Below are 17,944 nucleotides of genomic sequence, written 5' to 3' on the forward strand. Positions count from 1 at the left end.
TGTGCCGCTGCCGCACGTGCCGGGGCGGCTGATGAACGTGAGCTCTGCTCAGGTGGCGAAGTAGGGCCCGGTCCGCGCGCTGAAACCGTGTTCGATGCGGAGTCGGATGGACGGGTGGATGGTGAGGGCGGCCAAGTCGTCGCGCGTGACCCAGTGGACTTCGCTGGACTCGTCGCTGGTGCGCAGCTCGCCGCCCAGCAGTCGGGCGCGGAAGCAGATGGAGAACTCCTGGCGGACTTCGCCGTCGGTGTAGGCGATGACGTGGGCGGGGTCAGAGTAGACGCCGATGACGCCGGTGGGCTCGACGTCGAGGCCGGTCTCTTCCTCGACCTCGCGCACCACGGTGCGACCGATGGTTTCACCGACGTCCTGGGCGCCGCCGGGGATGGAGTACAGCCCGTTGTCCGTGCGCCGGATCATCAGCAGCTGGCCCTGCTCGTCCTGGACGAAGGCCGTCACCGCGACGACGATGCTGGTCGCCTCGGGAGCGTCCGGGTCGTTGTAGTGATCGGTGCGCGCCACACCTCACTGCCTACCACCCAGAGGACGTCCTGTGGCCGACAGCGGCAGTCCAAGCCCCCGGAAATAGATCAAGCCCCGACCGCGCAAGCGCTGGTCAGAGCTTGATTCACCCGGCGAAAGGTGAGTGCCCCCGGCAGGATTCGAACCTGCGACACACGGTTTAGGAAGGCGCGACGCACACACGGTGTCCCCTACCGCGTGACCTGCACGGACGCTCCATCTGCTTGGGCCGCTACCTCTGGCCATTTCGCAATGGCTTCGCGTTTCGCGAACCAGCTCCCTAGCGCGCCCTGTTGCCCCTCGCCGGCAAGGCGGCGCAGCCGTCGCGGCAGCCGATCGCCGTGCCCAGCTCGGGCAGCCGCGTGACCGCGCGATCGTCCCAACAGGATGCCGCTGAAGCTCCCCAAGATCCAGCGCGACGCCCCCAGCGTGCCGCGACCGGACCACCTGGCACCGGTCCCTGCGCCCGGCCGCTGGGCGGAGCGAAGCGGGAGCCCAGCGTGCCCGGATGCAGGGTGCCGGTGCCAAGGTGAGATCCGGCCAGCCCGCGCGCTGCCGCAGGCGGCGCGCCTTGATCCTGTAGAGCGCAATTCGGCAGTGGAAAGTAGTTTTAAGATTCTTGTCTATAGAACTGGGTCGCATACGTCAATGTAGTAAGATCCTTCTTCGGGTTTTTCGTCTCTGAAGCTTATTCCGAGATTTTTCCACATTTCCTTTAGGGCAATTTCTCCCGCGTTGGTTATAGCCAGGTCAGATTCGGCGAAACCGTCTATCCCTAGAGCTATCGGCATAGACCTCAGTGAATCTGATATCTTTTGCCAAGCGGGGCCTAGGTAAAGTCTAAACGCTTTGTGTTTTGTTATTTGTTCAGTGAACACCGAATTGTTTTTGCCTGAGTTATCCTCGCATGCCTGTGAGTGTGCAAGCAAAGTGATAACTTGGTCAGTTTCAGTTAGAGTCTTTTCCCAGAGAGTGTCTAGGTCGATATTCCCCACCCTGTACTCAAGAGTTCTTCTAGGCCAACCGGGGTATATGTGAGAGTCTAGAACCCGTGATATCTGTTGTCGGTAGTCTTCTGTGCCGCCGTAGACGTGGCCGTGGTTTAGTTTGAATTTTTCACCACCTTCGGAAGGGGTGGCAGTGGTAATGGTTCCTAGGATTATGCTGGCAAGGTGGTCTGCCCAGTACTCGTCCGAAGCGGATCGGCTGATACTCCTTGCGTATTCGGTTGGAGTTTTTGACGGAAAGTTGACCCCATCTAGAATGCCAAGTTTTGCGCGCGTTCTGTCTATTATGGGATGAGTCAACTCGTGTGCTATTACAAATATTGTGGCTATCGTTGCCTCGTTGAAAGCCATACTTAGCATGTTTTTGTTTAGTACGATCTTGATTAGGGAAGAGTCGGCTGTGATGGCTATGTTTTTAGCTACTGCCTCGCCTCCTAGCCTCTCGGTACTGTAGTTGTAGTTTGCAGCGAAATGCTCGCTGTGGTGAGCTTGTTCAAGAATTTCTTGAGTTGTTTTAGCAAAATCCTTAGCCCACACTACTTCTACCGCCACTTCGGGCAGCCCTCTATCTTTAGCAAAAGATGAAAGAAATTGATGTATAAGATTTGTCAGGTCTATAAGATTGCTTTCAACTGGACATCTGGTGGTGTCATGTTTTAGTGTGTAACTCATTTCGAGCGCACCTTACTTTTGATTAAAATAAATCTTTTTATGAAAAGTACGGTTTTCCCGTCTGATTCAAACCGTGGTCAATTCGCATTCGAATTGAAGGATGTATGTCCATTAGGTCAACGTTTTTCTGCTTCACCCAAAGTACCTCTTTTGATTCATTACTGGTACGCAAATCTCCTTCTATGAAGCGGGCGCGAAAGCAGATAGAAAACTCTTGACGCACCTCGCCATCACTATAGGCGATCACATGGTTTGGGTTAGAATAAATTCCAATCAAGTCGACAATTTTTATTGTAACTCCCGTCTCTTCTTTAACTTCACGAATCGCTGCTTGCGTTAGTGATTCGCCAGCATCTTGAGTTCCACCCGGAATGGCGTATTTGTCGTTATCTGTTCTGCGGATCATTAGAATATCACCGCTGGAATTTTGAATAAAAGCGCTAACCGCTGGACGAAGACTGTTTGCCTTGGGGGCATCTGGATCGTAAAAATAATCTATACGGCTCATTTTTAGTCCTTAGAATTTTGCTTTCTGGGACAGATTCCAGACGAGTTCGAAGCTCTCGGAGTAAGTTTCAAACAGATCGCCTGCTGATAGGCGGCGTAGGTGTATGGCCGGTGCGTGGGCTGCCTGAAAGCCGTAAACATGAGTGTTCACCACCATCTCGTCGTCAAAGCGGAAGATGGAGTTGTAGAGCGTCGTCTTATGGAAGCGCATTTCCACGCCCTCGACACCCTGTAGTGGACGGTAGAACGCCAGGGCATTGCGGATTCGGGAGCCCAAGGTGCTCTTGCCCAGGTTCTCCTCTTCGCTGCGGCGGGAAACTTCACGGCTGACTGGGTCGCCAAACAGCAGTCTGATCTTTGCGCCTTCCTTTGCTTTTGTGGCAAGGTCACGAATGAAGGTGGGGCGCTCAATCAGGAAGATCCCTGAGTGAACCAGGACCTCCAGTTGCTTCGTGGCGTTGCCTATCAGGTGGTCCCACAGGTCCGGGGGGATCGTGTTCCGGTACGGGTAGAGCTTGACCACCTCGGACTCGGTGACCTCGGCCTTGCGTTCCGGCGCTATGGCGTCGGGCCACAGGTAGGACTCCGTCTCGCGGACCATCGACGCGATCGTGTGGCGGTGGCGTGGGTAGGGCGTGCGGCCCTTGGTGATCCATCGCTCCACGGTCTTCTGGTCCACGCCGGTTGCTATGGACACCTGCTCGTAGCTCAAACCGTTGCGCAGCAAGGCATCCCGTAGCCGCTCGTTCGCCATGAGAGCTCCTCTGGGGACGGTAGGGACGTCTTACGATAGCTAGGACGTCTGTAGATGTCCCGCTGTGCGGTACTGACGTCCCACGATTCCTCCGAAAGTCGTAAGTGTCGAGACGCCGGACGGTCAGTCCGGCCGACGCCGATCGCAGGAGGTGCGTTGTGGCCATCTCAGGTGGGAGCAGGCTCCCCACGTCACATGACTTCGTGTTCCCTCGCGGTGCGCTGGTGATGGGCGTGGAGCCGGTGCTGCGGTTCCAGTCCGCCGAAGAGCGGACCAAGGGAGTTCCGGTTCAGCAGGAGACGGACAAGGAGACCGGGATGCTGGTGTGGTCGGTGCTCGTCATCGACCAGGCTGCGGAGCGCAAGACGGACGCGGCGGTCACGGTCAAGATCGCTGCGCCTCACCAGCCGGTGCCGCCTGAGGCCATCCCCGGCACGGACGTTCGGCCGGTCGTGTTCGACGGGCTGACGGTCACGCCCTGGATTGACGACAAGGCTTGCCGGTCGGCGCACGGCGGGGAGCGGCACCGGTGCCGGGCCAAGCTCGGGTACAGCCTGCGGGCCTCCGGGATGAAGTCCGCGCTTGCGGCCAAGACGACCGCGAAGGCTGCGTGAGCTGGTGGCCCAAGACTTGGTTCGGCTGCACGTGACGGCCAACCTGCCGATCCGTGTTGAGCCGATGGTCTACGCGGAGAGGGTTGAGCTGCGGCTCGGCAACGCCTTCCCCGCCGTGTTGGTCGTGGACCAGGACGCTTTACCGCACCTGTTGCGGGCGCTGGAGGAGGGGCGCGCTGCCTTGGAGGTCGCGTCGAGCACGGAGACAGGGCGGAGACCGCACTGATGACTTCGACAGCTGGGGGACGGGGACAGATGGCCGCTCAGCCCAAGAGGCCGGACCGGTGGGCGGCTGCCAACGCTGCGCAGACCTTGATGCAGGCGCACGAGGCGTTGAGCAAGCTCATGCCTGGCGAGAACGCGTCCAAAGCCGCGTGGAAGTCGTTCTACGTCAGGTCTGGGCGGGTTTACCGGCGCATCGCTGAGGTTGATCGTGGGCACCACCACGAAGCCCTTTACTGGGCCAGCAGGGAAGAGGAGAAGGCGGAGGCTATCGACTCCGAATAGGGGGAGAAATTCCCTTTGATCACTAACGCATGATCCGGGTGGGTCATGTGGCGATGCCGCACAACCTGTTGCGGCGCAACGAGAACGTGAGACGCAGGAGCGGAACCCGGCTACCAACCTCGCCGCTCCTGCGTTGCTCACCACGCGGAGCGGAGTGAACGGTTATGACAGTAGTGGGTCGGCGTGAGCGTGCGCCAGAGGGTGTCGCTCGGAAGCGTTGTGAGAAGTGCAGGAAGTTCGCTCGGCTGCTTGATGGGCAGGTTGTTTGTGACGCCTGCCTGGGTGTGCTGCCGCTGATATTCGGTGGCGGTGAGCAGCGATGAGCGGCGGGAAGTGGGTTGACCCGGCCCCCTTTGAGGGCGTTCGGCCTCGGGTGCCGTGGTGGATGTTGGTCCCCGGCAAGGTGAAGTGGCTGGCTGCGCTCGTGGCGCTGGTGTGGCTGCTCCTGGTCGGGGTCGTGCGCCTGGTGCTCGTCGTTGTTCGGTACCCGGTCGTCACGCTGGTGCCCGCGCTGGCGGTGTGGAGCTGGTGGCGGTTCGGGCTCTCGCCGCTCGTGCTCGCCTTGCTGACGCTCGTGGCGCTCCTGCTGCTGTGGTTCGGGTACGACTCGGCCTCGTTCCTGCGGCTGTGCTGGTTCCGGCTGCTGAGCGAGTGGCGGCGGGCGACGGTGTACGTGCCTCGGTGGCGGTCGGTCGTGCGGCTGGCTGACCTGGCGGTGCGGCAGCGTGGGCGTGAGTACCGGCCTCGGCTGCGGGTGGTGCGGTCTGAGGGCTGGCGGGACCGGGTTCGGGTGCGGATGATCCCGGCGCAGGCACCGGAGCAGTGGGAAGCCCGGCGGGACGCGCTGGCGCACTCGTTCCACGCCCGGTCATGCCGCGTGCGGGTGCTGAGGCCCAAGGTGCTGGAACTGGACTTCGTGCACTCGGACCCGCTTGATCGGCCCGTTCCGGTGCCTGAGCTTGGTGGGGTCGTTGACCTCAAGCGTGTGGTGGTCGGGCGGACGGAGAACGGGAAGCCTTGGCGGCTTCGGTTGCTCGGGTCTCAGGTGCTTGTGGTCGGGGTGCCTGGTGCGGGCAAGGGGTCGGTGTTGTGGTCGATCGTGTGGCAGCTCGCCCCTGCGGTTCGTGACGGGCTGGTGCGCCTGGTGGGCATCGACCCCAAGGGCGGGATGGAACTGGGGCAGTGCCCCGACGCCTTCGACCGGGTCGTGTACGACAACGGGCCGGAAGCTGTTGCCCTGCTTGAGGAAATCGCCGCTGAGGTCAAGGAGAGGGCTGCTCGGTACCGGGGTGTTCGGCGGCTGTGGGCGCGATCGGGTGGGGAGCCGTTCACGGTCCTGGTGATCGATGAACTGGCTGACCTGATCGCCTACCAGCCGGACCGGCAGCTGCGGGAGCGGGCTTCGCGGGCGGTGCAGACCATCACCTCCCAGGGGCGGGCACCGGGGTATGCGGTTGTCGGGTTGGTGCAGGACCCGCGCAAGGAGGTCGTGGGGTTCCGGCACCTGTTCACCACCCGCGTCGCCCTGCGGCTGGACGAACCGCAGCAGGTGGACATGGTCCTGGGCGACGGGGTGCGGCAGCGTGGCGCGGCTGCCCATGAGATCAGCGAGAGCACTCCCGGCGTGGCCTGGATGAAGGAGGACGGGCGGCGGGAGCCTGAGCGGGCTCGGGCCTTCCACGTCACCGACGCTGACCTCGGCACCCTGGGCGCGTTCCTCCGGCCCGCCACGGTGCACGAGTTCCCCGCTCGGCCTGACTCGGCGGGGGAGGTGGCGGCGTGAGCGAGTACCTGACCCGCGCCGACCGGATGAAGCAGCCCGCCGCGTTCGACGTGGCTCGTGCCGTGGCTGAGGAGCACGGGGTGTGCGTCCGGCCGCTCGCCAAGGAGCGCATCGACCTCGACACCGGGCGCATCGAGATCGTGCCCGTGCCGTGCGGCTCGACGGTGGCCAGCGTGTGCCCTACCTGCGCGGAGAAAAACCGGCGGCTGCGCATGGCCCAGTGCCGGGAGGGCTGGCACCTCACCGAGGAACCCGACTTCACTCCCGACCCGCCCAGCCACGACCAGCGGGAGTTGACGGCCTACCGGGCCGACCTGGTCAAGGCGTACCGGGCTGCCCTGGACGAGGGGGACGAGGGCGGCGCTGAGGAGGTGCGGGAGGAGGTCGCGGAGGTTGACGCGGAGCTTCGGCAACTCGGAATCCGCGGGAAGCTCCCCGCTCTGGAGGCACGCCCGCGGCTTGCCCGGAAGCGGTCCACCAAGCGCCGTCAGGACGCGCCGAACCTGCCTCGGCGGCCGGTCACCAAGCGCACGGTGGGAGAGGTGTTCGGGGGCAAGTACCGGCCCTCGACGTTCCTCACGCTGACGTTGGACAGCTACGGCAAGGTGCGCGGCGACGGCACGCCGGTGAACCCGGCCACCTACGACTACCGGCGGGCCGCTCGGGACGCGGTGCACTTCGCGGCGCTGCTCGACCGGTTCGTGCAGAACCTCCGGCGCTGCGTCGGCTGGGACGCGCAGTACTTCTCCACGGTCGAACCCCAACGTCGCCTGGCGCCGCACTGGCACGCCGCGATCCGGGGATCGATCTCGCGGGCGGAGCTGCGGGCGGTCGCCGAAGCCACCTACCACCAGGTCTGGTGGCCCGCGCACGACGAGATCAGGTACGGCGGCGACCGGCTCCCGGTGTGGAGCGGCAACGGGTTCGTGGATCCGGACACCCGTGAAGCGCTGCCCACCTGGGATGAGGCGCTGGAGCAGATCGAGCGGCCTGCCCACGTGGCGCGGTTCGGGGTGCAGGTGCACTCCAAGGGCATCCTCGGCGGCTCGGCCGACGCGGGGCGGCACATCGGCTACCTGACCAAGTACCTCACCAAGAGCATCAGCGAGTGCTACCAGGCCCAGACCAGCCGTCAGGAGGACCACGCGGACCGGCTGTGCGCTGAGCTGGCCGTGACCCCGTGCTCCCCGCAGTGCCCCGTCTGGCTGCTCTACGGGGTCCAGCCCAAGGGGGCCCGGTTGTCGATGGAACCGGGGCGCTGCAAGGGAAAGGCCCACAAGCGGACCACCCTCGGCGTCGCCGGGCGGCGGGTGCTGGTCTCACGGAAGTGGTCCGGGAAGTCCCTCGCCGACCACAAGCACGACCGCGTGGCCTTCGTTCGGCAACTGCTCGCGGACGTCGGGATCAAGCAGGAGGACCAGCCCACGCGGGTGCTCTGGAACAACGTCCAGCCCGGTGACCCGAACGTTCCGCCACGGCAACACCTGCTGCTGCGGGCGGTGGCCGAACGACGGCGGTGGAAGGCGGAGTACACGGCCGCGCTGCTCGCCTCGGCCAACCCGCCGGACAGTTCGGCAACGTCACTAGCTGCGTAAACGGGGGGATGAGATGAACAGCAAGGTGCGTGAGCTGGCCCAGTTGATGTCCGTGCCGGAGATGCTGGAAGCGCTCGGCGGGGTCTCGCGGGACACCTTCTACAAGTGGCGGCAGACCGGCAAGGGGCCTCGGTGCTTCACCCTGCCCAACGGTGAGCTGAGGTGCAGGCGCGTGGACTTCGCGGCCTGGCTGGAAGACCTGTACCGGGCGGCGGCATGAGCACCACGTTCAAGGTCCGGTTCTGGGAACTCGCCGACTGGTCCAAGAAGCCGAAGCGGAGCGCCCGGCCCTACGGCGTGCGCTGGGTGACGGACGGCAAGTCCCACTCCGAGTGGTACGGCACGAAGGCGCTGGCCAACAGCCGCCGGTCCGAGCTGATGCAGGCGGCGCGGCGCGGTGAGGAGTTCGACGTTGACAGCGGGCTCCCGATCTCCGAGCTGAAGCGCGTGAATTCCTTGTCATTCCTGGACTTTGCTCAGTCCTACATGGACATGAAGTGGCCGGACAGCGCCGCCAAGACGCGGGGGAGCACCGTGGAAGCCCTGGCGACCGCTGCGGCTGCGTTCGTCCGGGACGGGGTGGGGCGGCCTGGGGTGATCGAGCTGCGGCGGGTGCTCACCCGGTACCTGCTGCCCCCGACCACGCGGGACGCCAAGAGGTCGAGCGGGGAGGAGGACGTGGCGGACTGGCTCGTCAGGAACTCGCGGCCCCTGTACGACCTCACCGCTGCGCCCGCTGTCCGGGAAGTGCTCGACGCCCTGGCGGTCAAGCTCGACGGCAAGGCCGCTGCCGCGACGGTCTACCAGCGCAAACGGGCCGTGCTATTCAACCTGCTCGGGTACGCGGTCGAGCGGGAGTTGATCCCGGACAACCCGCTCACCAGGGTGAAGCGCAAGACGACCAAGGTGGTTGAGCAGGTTGACCCGCGCGTGGTCGCTAACCCCCGTCAGGTCGCGGAGCTGCTGGCGGCGGTCTCATACGTAGGCAGGCGCAACGCCGATCGGGGCGCGCACCTGGCCGCGTTCTTCGCGGTGGGCTACTACGCGGCGGCCCGACCGGCTGAGGGGCTAGCCCTCCGGGTGAACGACTGCACGTTGCCCAAGTCCGGGTGGGGTGTCCTGATGCTGGGGGAGTCCAGGCCCTCGGCGGGGAAGCGGTGGACGGACTCCGGCGAGGTTCATGATCAGCGCGGGTTGAAGCACCGGGGTGTCAAGGAAGTCCGTCCGGTCCCGATTCCACCCGTGCTGGTCACGATCCTGCGGGAGCACATCGCCCGGTTCGGCTCGGGCCTGGATGGTCGGCTGTTCCGATCACCCAACGGCGGCGTGGTCTCCTCGTCCACCTACTCGCGGGTCTGGGAAGAGGCCCGCGCCTACGGCCTGACCCCTGCCCAGGTGGCATCGCCGCTCGCGGGTCGCCCGTACGACCTCCGGCACGCGGCGGTCTCCCTCTGGCTCAACGGCGGCATCCCGGCCCCCGAGGTCGCCGAACGGGCCGGGCACTCGGTTGACGTGCTCCTCAAGGTCTACGCGAAGTGCATCGACGGTCAGCGTGAGACGGTCAACAGGAAGATCGAATCCCTGTTCCACGCCGCGTGATCCAGCTCACCGATCGGCCCCCTGGCACCCACCCCAGGGGGCCGAGGCCATTTCGCAGTGGTTTCGCGAACCTCGGCAAACGGGGGCAGATCCGGGCGGACAGCGACGGACACCGGGCCCGGAAATAGATCAAGCCCCGACCGCGTTTCCGCTGGTCAGAGCTTGATTCACCCGGCGAAAGGTGAGTGCCCCCGGCAGGATTCGAACCTGCGACACACGGTTTAGGAAACCGATGCTCTATCCCCTGAGCTACGAGGGCGCGTCCCACAGCCTACCGGGCCCTCGTCACCCGTGCGGAGCCAGGGGGTGCACATCGCGTGAGATCCCCCCTCCTCCGGTCTCCGCTGTTGGGGGGAACCCGGCCTCCCCTCCTTCTGCCCGCCCGGTTCGTGGGGTACAGAAGTTGCATCCCCATCCCGATGCGAAGGTTCACCCATGAGCGGTAGACCCTGGCCCGACTTCCGGCCCGGACCCCTCGGGGCCGTTGGTTCCTGGTGGCGGCGGCGGCAGATGCGGCGGGCGGAGCAGTTCACGTTCGTGCCGCCTCCGACCACGCACGAGCTGGTGTTCGAGACACCGCTGCCCTCCGCCGTGTACGGGCTCGACTTCCACGCCAAGTTCACCATCCACTGGCGCGTCGACCTCACCTCCGGGCTGCGGCACCACTCGCCGCGCAGCGCCGCCGTCAACGACGTGGTCCAGCGCGCCCGCGCGGTCACCGAGGGCTCGATGCTGGTGCACCACGCGCCGCTCAAGCACCAGCTCGGGGACGAGCTGGCCGACGAGCGCCAGGTCGAGGGCACGCACGTGTGGGCCCGCGCCGAGCAGGTCGAGCTGCGGGTGGACGACGCCGACCTGGAGATGGCCCGCAAGCACATCGAGCTCCTGCGCGCCACGACCATCCGCCAGGCCGAGCGCGACGCCGAGCGGGACGAGATCCGGTACCTGCGGGACGAGGTGCTCACCGACCTGTCCACCGCCACGATCTGGTGGCTGCACCGCAACGGCTACCAGGTCGAGCAGGCCGTCGCCCTCGCCCAGCAGCTCGACGACCTCGTCCGGATCGCCGCCCAGCGCCGCGACCGGCACTGGGCCGACACCCTCGTCAGCAGCTTCGAGAGCGCCATCCCGCGCCTGTCCCACGACCACCGCACCGACCTGCGCCAGCACCTCGCCCAGGCCCTCGGCGTCTACGGGGGCACCTCCGTCGCGGCCGAGTTCGCCGACCAGGTCGGGCTCCCCCAGAGCCAGAGCCAGAGCCAGGGGCAGAGCCAGGGCCGGGCGCCGCAACCGCAACCGCCCACCATCCCCGCCCAGAAACCCCCGGAGCAGCTCACCACCGGCCCCGACGACCCCCGCGACCGGCTCGAACCCGGTGACGCCACCCCGCGCAACGGCGTCGCGAACCCGCACCGCTGACCCCGCCCCGCGCCGGACAGCGGAAGACCCCGGTCCCTGGGGGTGGACCGGGGTCTTCCTGTGGGCCGGCCTACGGTTCGTAGACCTCAAGTTCGTACAGCGAGTATCCGGAACCGGGCCCTGGTTGGGAACCCGTCATTTGTACGAACCCCCTCTGGCGGGGTCGCGTGAAATACCGGAAAACCCGCTCCCACCGGCTACTCCGCGCGCAGGGAAGGCCATTCCACGTCGTTCTGGAAGACTTCGACCGAATGCGCGCTGCCGAACACCGAAGCGGATCGCCGCGACGGGAACTGCACCACCTGCTGGTAGGTCGGCCGGTTCTGCCAGGTGATCTTGTCCTGGGTGATGCCGCCCATCGCCCGGTGCACGATGGAGTCCGCGCACCACTGGTCGCCCGCCGCGCAGCTGTCGTCACCGGGGTAGGTCGTCGTCGCGGGCACCGCGATCGCCTGCCGCAGGCTGTCCAGCAGCACCTGCCTGCACCGCGCCAGGTCACCGCCGCCGCAGTACTTCGCGCCCAGCGGCCCGGCCACCTGGTCGCCCAGCACCGCCCGCAGGTCCTTCTGCGCGAAGCCCCACCAGCCGTACTGGAACGCCGACCCCTTGTGCTGCTGCACGCCGCGCGGGTCCGACGGCGCCTCGTCCACCTGCAGCGCCCCGACGAGCGCGCTGTTCAGCGCGTCGCCCAGCCCCGGCCGGAACTGCGCGTCCACCAGCAGCGGCCACCACGCGTCCAGCACCCGGATCGCGTCGGCGTGCGCGTAGGTCTTGCTGCCCTTGCTGGTCTCGGTGCGCAACGACCCTGAGGTCACCCACGCCCTGAGCTTCTGCACGGTCGGCGCCAGGTCCGCGTCGGCCACCGTCCCCAGCACGCGCAGCACCTCCGGCAGCACCCGCTCGGCCCGCAGGTCCGCGAGCCCGGCCTCGGCGACCGCCTTCGTCACCGCCGCCCGGTCCACCTTCGCGCCGTTCGCGATCAGCGCCCGCACCCGCTTGTCCAGCAGGTCGCCGCGGTGCACCGACGACATCCCGTACCCGCCGGAGGAGTGGTCCAGCGCCTGCTTGTTGTTCCAGCTGACGTAGAAGTCCTGGTTCACCGACTGCGGGTGCTGCGCGAACGTCGTGTACGACGCCGAGTTGTCGTCCGGGTTCCAGTTCTGCCACTCGTACGCCTGCTCGGCCTTCACCGGCAGGTCCGGGTCGACGTCGGCCTTGCGCACCGGGTTCAGCCCCGAGTTGAAGTAGGCGATGTCGTTCGCGTCCGCGTAGAACCAGTTGAACGCGTACCCGACCCGCTCGGCCGCCCGCTGGAACGCCTGCGCCGAGGTGATCGCGCCGGGGTCGTTGAACTCCTGGAACCCGATGATCGGGTCCACCTCGCGCAGGTACGTCGACCGCAGCGCGGTGTAGGCGACGAACTTGCCGCCCACCTTCGCCCGCGACTGCACCAGCCCGTACTTGGTGCGGTAGACCACGAGCGTGTAGGAACCGGCGGGCGTCGGGTCGGCGACCGTCGACTTCCACGCGTTCTTGCGCTCCAGCCGCTCCATCGGCACGCACTGCCCGCGCAGCAGGTAGTGCGCCGAGTTCGCCGTCGGCTGCCCGTTCGGCTCGCACAGCTCCACCGCGTAGGTGTCGGTGATGTCCTGGCCCGACGAGGTCGCGCTCCACGAGTAGTCCAGGCCGCGCCCGAGCTGCACGTACATGTTGACGCCCGCGAACGACACCCCGCGCGCCCGCAGGCCGGGGCCGTTGAGCTCCTGCAGCATCAGCAGCTGCGGCGCGAAGTAGCCGGTCTGCGGCCCCCACACGGCGATCGGGTTGCCGGTGGTGGTGTGCGCGCCGGAGATCGCGACCGCGTTCGACATGCCGCGCGGGCGGGAGAGCAGGTCCTTGGGCAGCACGCCGTCGGCGAAGATGCCCTCCAGCGCCTTGAGGTCGTCCGGAGTGTCCACAGTGGACTGCCTGGCGCCGGACGTGGTCTGGTCGTAGACGATCGGCTCCGGCGTCACCACCCCACCGTCCGGCAGCGCGACGCCCTTCGGGTTCGCGGGCTCGGTCGCGTACGGGAAGCGCTGCCCGTCGTGCAGCGTCAGCGTCGCCTCCGGGTCGTTGCGCGCCCGGAACGAGCGCCACACCCGGTCGCCCGCCTCGGCGCCGTACTTGTTCTGCGCGGCCAGCCGCACCAGCGCGTTCTGCACCTCGCCGCCGCCGCCCGCGCCGAACAGCCCGCCGACGACGGCCGCGATCGCGACGAGGTCGGTGGCCTTGAACGGTTGGATGTCGTTCCAGTTCGTGATCGCGTCGGCGTGCCCGGTCAGCACGTACTCGCCGGGGAAGTTCCGGTTCGCGATCGCCTGGGTGATGTAGGCGTTGACGCCCTGCAGGTAGTCGGTGACGTCCTGGAACGCCTGCCGCCCGCGGTCGCCCTGCGCGGCGACCCGGTCGATCTGGGCCTGCAGGTCGGCCTCGGTGTACGCGATCTGCTTGACGAAGCTCTGCTCCAGCAGCCGGTTGCCCTCGGCGCCGCCCGCGAACCCGGACAGCTGGCCGCGGCCGAGGTGCCGGAACAGGTCCATCAGCCACAGCCGGTCCTGCGCCGCCGCGTAGCCCGCGCCGAACTGCGTGCCGGACCGGGTGGTGCCGGTGATGTGCGGCATCCCGATCAGCTTGTCGCGCACGATGGTCACGTCGGCGCGGGGGCTGATGGTGCTCTCGACCTGGTTCGCGGGGACGCCGAACGAGGCGTCGTTGAAGAAGTTGGTCAGCTGGGCGTTGGTCAGCCCCTTGTGGCCGCTCGCCAGCGCGTCGTACTTGCCGAGCTGGTCGGCGGAGTGCGCGGGCCGGGTGCCGAAGACCTTGTGCGCCAGGATGTCCGCGAGGGTGGCGTTGCCGCTCTGGCCGGGCGGGACGATGTCGTGGCACTGGCCGAGGCAGGGGTCGTCGGCCAGTGCGGTCGGGCCTGCCACCGGGGCGGCGGACGCGGGGGCCGTGATCGGCGGCGCGGTGACCGGGGCCGCCGAGGCGGTCGTCGCGGTCACGGTCGTCGTGGCGGTCAGCAGTGCCACCGCCAGTGCTAACCGGGCGTTCTTCGGCACGGGGATCGGGCTCCTCTCCAGGGGGTTGCCTGTGACGGAGGCTACGTTTGGCGAGGTGTTTGCGAAAGCCTTTCGTGTTTTATGGGTACGCGGTGAGCGGGGTCACGACCGCGCTTCCACGCGGCGTGGAACTGTGAAAACGGCCGATTCGGCGGGCCGTTTCCGCACCTCCCGACGGGCGGGGTCCGCGCTGCTCCCGGTTATTCCTGGTAACTGTGAACGAGGTCGGGCCGTACTTCGGCGCGCCGGGACCGTGGTGAGATAACGGCGTATTAACACCGGCTTGCGCATTGCCGCGCGGGTCCGGTTGACGCACAAGCACGAAACGCCAACTCGGGGAGGCGTCGTGATCAAGGTTGTGCTGGCCGACGACGAGGACCTCGTCCGGTCGGGCCTCCGGCTCATCCTCAGCAGCGCGGGTGACATCGACGTCGTCGCCGAGTGCGACGACGGGCACCTGGTGGCCGAACTGGCCCGCCAGCACCGGCCGCACGTGGTGCTCCTGGACATCCGGATGCGCACCTCGGACGGGCTGGTCGCGCTCAGGAGGCTGCGCGCCCTGCCGGACCCGCCGAAGGTCGCGATGCTGACGACCTTCGACGTGGACGAGTACGTCAGCGAGGCGCTCCGGCTGGGCGCCAGCGGGTTCCTGCTCAAGGACACCGAGCCCGAGCAGCTGGTCAAGGCCGTCCGCGACCTGGCGCGCGGCGGCGCGGTGCTCGACCCCGGCGTCGCGGCCCGCGTGCTGTCCGCCGTCGCGGACGGGGAGCGGGCCGCCGAGCCCGCGCGCAGGCTGCTGTCCTCGCTGTCCGAGCGGGAGCGCGAGGTCCTGGTGCTGATCGGGCAGGGGATGTCCAACGCCGAGATCGGCGGGACGCTGCACCTGTCCGAGGCGACGGTCAAGGGGTACGTGTCGTCGGTGCTGGGCAAGATCGGCGCGGTCAACCGGGTGCAGGCCGCGCTCGTGGCCTACCGGGGCGGGCTGATCGCCTGAGGCCGGTCGCCTGAGCGGTCGGGGGCCTGCGGGTCGGCCACGTCGGTGTCAGGTGTGTCCGTGCCAGGCGTGTCGGTGCCAGGCGCGCCAGCGTCCGGTGCGCCAGCGTCCGGTGCGCCGGTCTCGGGCGCGGTCGGCTCGGGCTCCGCCAGTTCGGGCTCCGCCAGTTCGAGCGCCGGAAGTGCTTCCGCCGCAACGACTTCCGCCTGCTCCGCGCGCGGCGCGTCCCGCACGGGCCGACCGCGTCCCGCGTCGTCCCGCCCGCGGCCGGAGCCGTCGACCTCGGCGCCACCGGCCGCCGCCGCGTCCTCGCGCGCCTCCCCGGAACCGCTCTCGGAACCGCCCCCGGAGCCGCCCTCCGAGTCCGGCCCCTCGACCTCGACCCGGTTGCGCCCCAACCGCTTCGCCCGGTACAGCGCCATGTCCGCCGCCGCGAACAGCTGGTCCAGCTTCGCGGGCCCCGCCGCGACCCCGATCGACACCGTGGGCCGCCGGGTGATCCCGAGGACCACCTGCCAGTCGTGCCCGTCCACCGCCGCCCTGATCCGCTCGGCCACCACCGGACCGGCCTCCGGGCCGCCGCCGCCCGCCGAGTTCCCCAGCAGCACCACGAACTCGTCGCCCGCCCACCGCGCCACCAGGTCGTCCGACCTGGTCTCCCGGCGCAGCAGCTGGGCTATCTCGCGCAGCGTCGCGTCACCGGCCGCGTGCCCGGCGTCGTCGTTGACGTCCTTGAACCAGTCCACGTCCACCAGCACCAGCCACGGCACCCGCCCGCGCGCCGCCGTGCCCTCCAGCAGCGTCGCCGCGGCCCGCTCCAGGCCGAGCCGGTTCGCCAGCCCGGTCAGCGGGTCGCGCGCCGCGGCCTCCTGCGCCGCCAGCGCCAACCGCTGCGCCTGCACCGCCACCCTGCGCTGCTCCAGCGCCTGGCCGAGCCCCTCCTGCAGGGTCACCGTCGCGGTCGTGCCCGCCGCCACGCTGCACCGCAGCGCCGCCGCCTCGCCGACCGGGTCGCCCAGGCCCGCGCAGATGTCCGCCAGGTCCTGGGAGAACCGCAGCAGCAGCGACGGGTCGTTGATCGACTCGGCGGCGGTCACCGCCCGGCTGCCCAGGGTGCGCGCCCGCAGCAGGTCGCCGCGCTCGCGGTGCACCACCGCCAGCACCCAGTTGCCGACCGCCAGCGCCCACTTGTCGTCGGCCACCAGCGCCCGCCGCACCGTCTCGTCGGCGTGCAGCTCGGCCTGCCACAGCTCGCCGACCCCGGCCAGCGAGCGGCTGTAGGCGCCCAGCAGCGCCCGCGCCATGTGGTCGTCGGAGGCCAGCGGCAGGCCCTCGGCCAGGCACTGCCGCGCCTCCTCGAACGCGGCCGGCGCCACGTCCGGCGGCGACGAGATCGCCCGGAAGTTCAGCAGCCCGCCCAGGCCCTGCAGGCAGATGGCGAGCACCTCGGCCTCACCGGCGCGCCGCGCGATGCCCACCGCGACCCGCATCATGTCCACCGCCGCGCGGCGGTTGCCGATGCCCTCCAGCAGGTAGGCGAGGGCGTGCGTGGCCCGAGCGGCGTCCGGGTGGTCCGGGTCCTCGCCCTCCAGGTCGCTCCAGCCCTCGGCGGCCAGCTCCAGCGCCAGGGGGATGCGGCCGAGCCGCCACGCCAGCTTGGCCCGGTTGACCAGGGCGGCGGAGCGCGCCCAGCGGTCAGCCTCCGACGGGGGCCGGTTGACCACCTCGTCGAAGGTGGTGTTGGCCTCCGCCAGCCTGCCCGCGTTCAGCAGCGCCTTGATCCTGGCCTCGGGGTCGGAGACCTCGTCCGCTCGCTGGTCCACTCGTGCTCGCCACTCCATTCCGACTCGGCGCGCTGGGCACGCTGTCCCGCTCGCCCGCCGTCACGGCCCCAACAGGCTACCGGGAGGAGCGCTGCGTGTATCGCTCCTGGTGCAGTACCGCCTCCAGGGGCACTCGGTTGCGCCACCCGTGGCGTTCCAAGTCGGGTGCATCGGGCAGTTCGGTCACCGGTCCGAGGCACAACCACGCGACCGGGCGAACCCCTTCAGGCAGCCCGAGCAACCCGCTGAGCACCTCCTCGCGGTAGAAGCTCACCCATCCCAGGCCCAGGCCCTCCTCGGTGGCGGCCAGCCACAGGTTCTGGATGGCCAGGCACACCGAGTAGAGCCCGGCGTCGGCGATCGCGTGCCTGCCGAGCACGGCGGGGGAGCCGCGCTCCGGGTCGTAGGTCACGGCCACGCCGAGCGTGGACTCCATGATCCCCTCGACCTTGACGCGGGAGAAGACCTCGGCGCGCTCGCCGGTCAGCTCGGCGGCGAACACCTCGCGCTCGGCGGCGACGTGGTCGCGGAACGCCAGGCGGGTGCCCTCGTCCCGCACCAGCACGAAGTCCCACGGCTGGGTCAGCCCCACGCTCGGGGCGGCGTGCGCGGCGGACAGGACGCGGCGCAGCACGTCGTCGGGGATCGGGGCGCCGGTGAACTCGCCCCTGGTGTCCCTGCGGCGGTGCAGCACGTCGTAGAAGCTCATTCGGGTGATCGTGCCCGACGCGGACCCGCCAGCGGGGCCGGCGTGGTGATCACCACCGGCGCGCGGGCGGTGCGGCGGACCGCACCGCCCGCGCGGTCACCTGCCCTTCGAGGGGTAGGGGAGCAGCGCCATCTCGCGGGCGTTCTTCACCGCGGTGGCCACCTGCCGCTGCTGCTGGGGCGTCAGCCCCGTCACCCGGCGGGAGCGGATCTTCCCCCGGTCCGACAGGAACTTCCGCAGCAGCGCGGCGTCCTTCCAGTCGACCAGCTCCACGCCTTCGCGGCGCAGCAGGTTGACCCGCTTCCTCGGGACGCGTTCGGGCTTGGGCATCGCGCTCC

16 protein-coding genes and 1 tRNA gene are annotated in these 17,944 nt (G+C 68.1%); 8 read left to right on the top strand and 9 right to left on the bottom strand.

Translation table 11 applies throughout. The features are described from left to right. Window positions 1-48 precede the first annotated feature (48 nt). From CNX65_RS02920 to CNX65_RS02930, 4 genes are all read right to left on the bottom strand, one after another. On the bottom strand, window positions 49-522 hold the full coding sequence (locus CNX65_RS02920) for an NUDIX hydrolase (RefSeq protein WP_096491390.1): 474 nt from the start codon (window positions 520-522) through the stop codon (window positions 49-51). Window positions 523-1,145: 623 nt separating this feature from the next. Beyond that, window positions 1,146-2,201: a hypothetical protein gene (locus tag CNX65_RS35135; RefSeq protein ID WP_157767488.1), complete on the bottom strand. Its 1,056-nt coding sequence runs from the start codon at window positions 2,199-2,201 to the stop codon at window positions 1,146-1,148. Between the two features lie 37 nt (window positions 2,202-2,238). Beyond that, entirely contained in the window at window positions 2,239-2,709 is a 471-nt protein-coding gene (locus CNX65_RS02925; RefSeq protein ID WP_096491391.1) for an NUDIX hydrolase, read from the bottom strand. 9 nt (window positions 2,710-2,718) lie between these two features. Continuing rightward, window positions 2,719-3,462, bottom strand: a complete 744-nt coding sequence (locus tag CNX65_RS02930) for a DUF5919 domain-containing protein (RefSeq protein WP_096491392.1) — start codon at window positions 3,460-3,462, stop codon at window positions 2,719-2,721. Window positions 3,463-3,665: 203 nt separating this feature from the next. Between CNX65_RS02930 and CNX65_RS02935 the strand changes: the two genes are divergently transcribed. The 6 genes from CNX65_RS02935 (at window position 3,666) to CNX65_RS36640 (ending at window position 9,560) form a co-directional block, all read left to right on the top strand. After that, window positions 3,666-4,076, top strand: coding sequence for a plasmid replication, integration and excision activator (locus tag CNX65_RS02935; RefSeq protein WP_232519681.1), 411 nt, complete (start codon window positions 3,666-3,668; stop codon window positions 4,074-4,076). 255 nt (window positions 4,077-4,331) lie between these two features. Then, complete coding sequence (locus tag CNX65_RS36635) at window positions 4,332-4,583, top strand: AMED_5909 family protein (protein ID WP_096491394.1); 252 nt, start codon at window positions 4,332-4,334, stop codon at window positions 4,581-4,583. A gap of 319 nt (window positions 4,584-4,902) precedes the next feature. Next, window positions 4,903-6,366, top strand: a complete 1,464-nt coding sequence (locus CNX65_RS02950; RefSeq protein WP_096491395.1) for an FtsK/SpoIIIE domain-containing protein — start codon at window positions 4,903-4,905, stop codon at window positions 6,364-6,366. A gap of 26 nt (window positions 6,367-6,392) precedes the next feature. Continuing rightward, entirely contained in the window at window positions 6,393-7,961 is a 1,569-nt protein-coding gene (locus CNX65_RS02955; protein WP_096497577.1) for a replication initiator, read from the top strand. A 13-nt stretch (window positions 7,962-7,974) separates the two neighbouring features. Continuing rightward, window positions 7,975-8,181, top strand: coding sequence for a helix-turn-helix transcriptional regulator (locus CNX65_RS02960; protein ID WP_096491396.1), 207 nt, complete (start codon window positions 7,975-7,977; stop codon window positions 8,179-8,181). Further along, on the top strand, window positions 8,178-9,560 hold the full coding sequence (locus CNX65_RS36640; RefSeq protein WP_177154485.1) for a tyrosine-type recombinase/integrase: 1,383 nt from the start codon (window positions 8,178-8,180) through the stop codon (window positions 9,558-9,560). The genes CNX65_RS02960 and CNX65_RS36640 overlap by 4 nt, the downstream gene beginning before the upstream one ends. A gap of 186 nt (window positions 9,561-9,746) precedes the next feature. Here CNX65_RS36640 and CNX65_RS02970 read toward each other — a convergent pair. Then, a tRNA-Arg gene (locus CNX65_RS02970) sits at window positions 9,747-9,819 on the bottom strand. Window positions 9,820-9,995: 176 nt separating this feature from the next. Here CNX65_RS02970 and CNX65_RS02975 point away from each other — a divergent pair. Beyond that, window positions 9,996-10,979 carry a hypothetical protein gene (locus CNX65_RS02975; protein ID WP_232519682.1) on the top strand — a complete coding sequence of 328 codons (984 nt, stop codon included), beginning with the start codon at window positions 9,996-9,998 and terminating at the stop codon, window positions 10,977-10,979. Window positions 10,980-11,176: 197 nt separating this feature from the next. Here the strand turns inward: CNX65_RS02975 and CNX65_RS02980 are convergent, their stop codons facing one another. After that, window positions 11,177-14,080 (bottom strand): penicillin acylase family protein, encoded by a 2,904-nt coding sequence (locus tag CNX65_RS02980; RefSeq protein ID WP_096491398.1) that lies wholly within the window; start codon window positions 14,078-14,080, stop codon window positions 11,177-11,179. Between the two features lie 346 nt (window positions 14,081-14,426). On the opposite strand from CNX65_RS02980, the gene CNX65_RS02985 reads away from it, so the two are divergent. Further along, window positions 14,427-15,074, top strand: a complete 648-nt coding sequence (locus tag CNX65_RS02985) for a response regulator (RefSeq protein ID WP_012783226.1) — start codon at window positions 14,427-14,429, stop codon at window positions 15,072-15,074. Here the strand turns inward: CNX65_RS02985 and CNX65_RS02990 are convergent. The 3 genes from CNX65_RS02990 to rpsR form a co-directional block, all read right to left on the bottom strand. Beyond that, window positions 15,050-16,897 (bottom strand): diguanylate cyclase, encoded by a 1,848-nt coding sequence (locus CNX65_RS02990; RefSeq protein WP_096491399.1) that lies wholly within the window; start codon window positions 16,895-16,897, stop codon window positions 15,050-15,052. The genes CNX65_RS02985 and CNX65_RS02990 overlap by 25 nt on opposite strands. Window positions 16,898-16,973: 76 nt before the next feature. Next, the gene (gene bluB, locus CNX65_RS02995; RefSeq protein ID WP_096491400.1) at window positions 16,974-17,606 is read right to left on the bottom strand and encodes a 5,6-dimethylbenzimidazole synthase; all 633 of its coding nucleotides are present in this window, start codon (window positions 17,604-17,606) and stop codon (window positions 16,974-16,976) included. A 96-nt stretch (window positions 17,607-17,702) separates the two neighbouring features. Continuing rightward, on the bottom strand, window positions 17,703-17,936 hold the full coding sequence (gene rpsR, locus CNX65_RS03000; protein ID WP_096491401.1) for a 30S ribosomal protein S18: 234 nt from the start codon (window positions 17,934-17,936) through the stop codon (window positions 17,703-17,705). Window positions 17,937-17,944 lie beyond the last annotated feature (8 nt).

Source organism: Actinosynnema pretiosum, assembly GCF_002354875.1.
Classification (GTDB): Bacteria; Actinomycetota; Actinomycetes; order Mycobacteriales; family Pseudonocardiaceae; genus Actinosynnema; species Actinosynnema auranticum.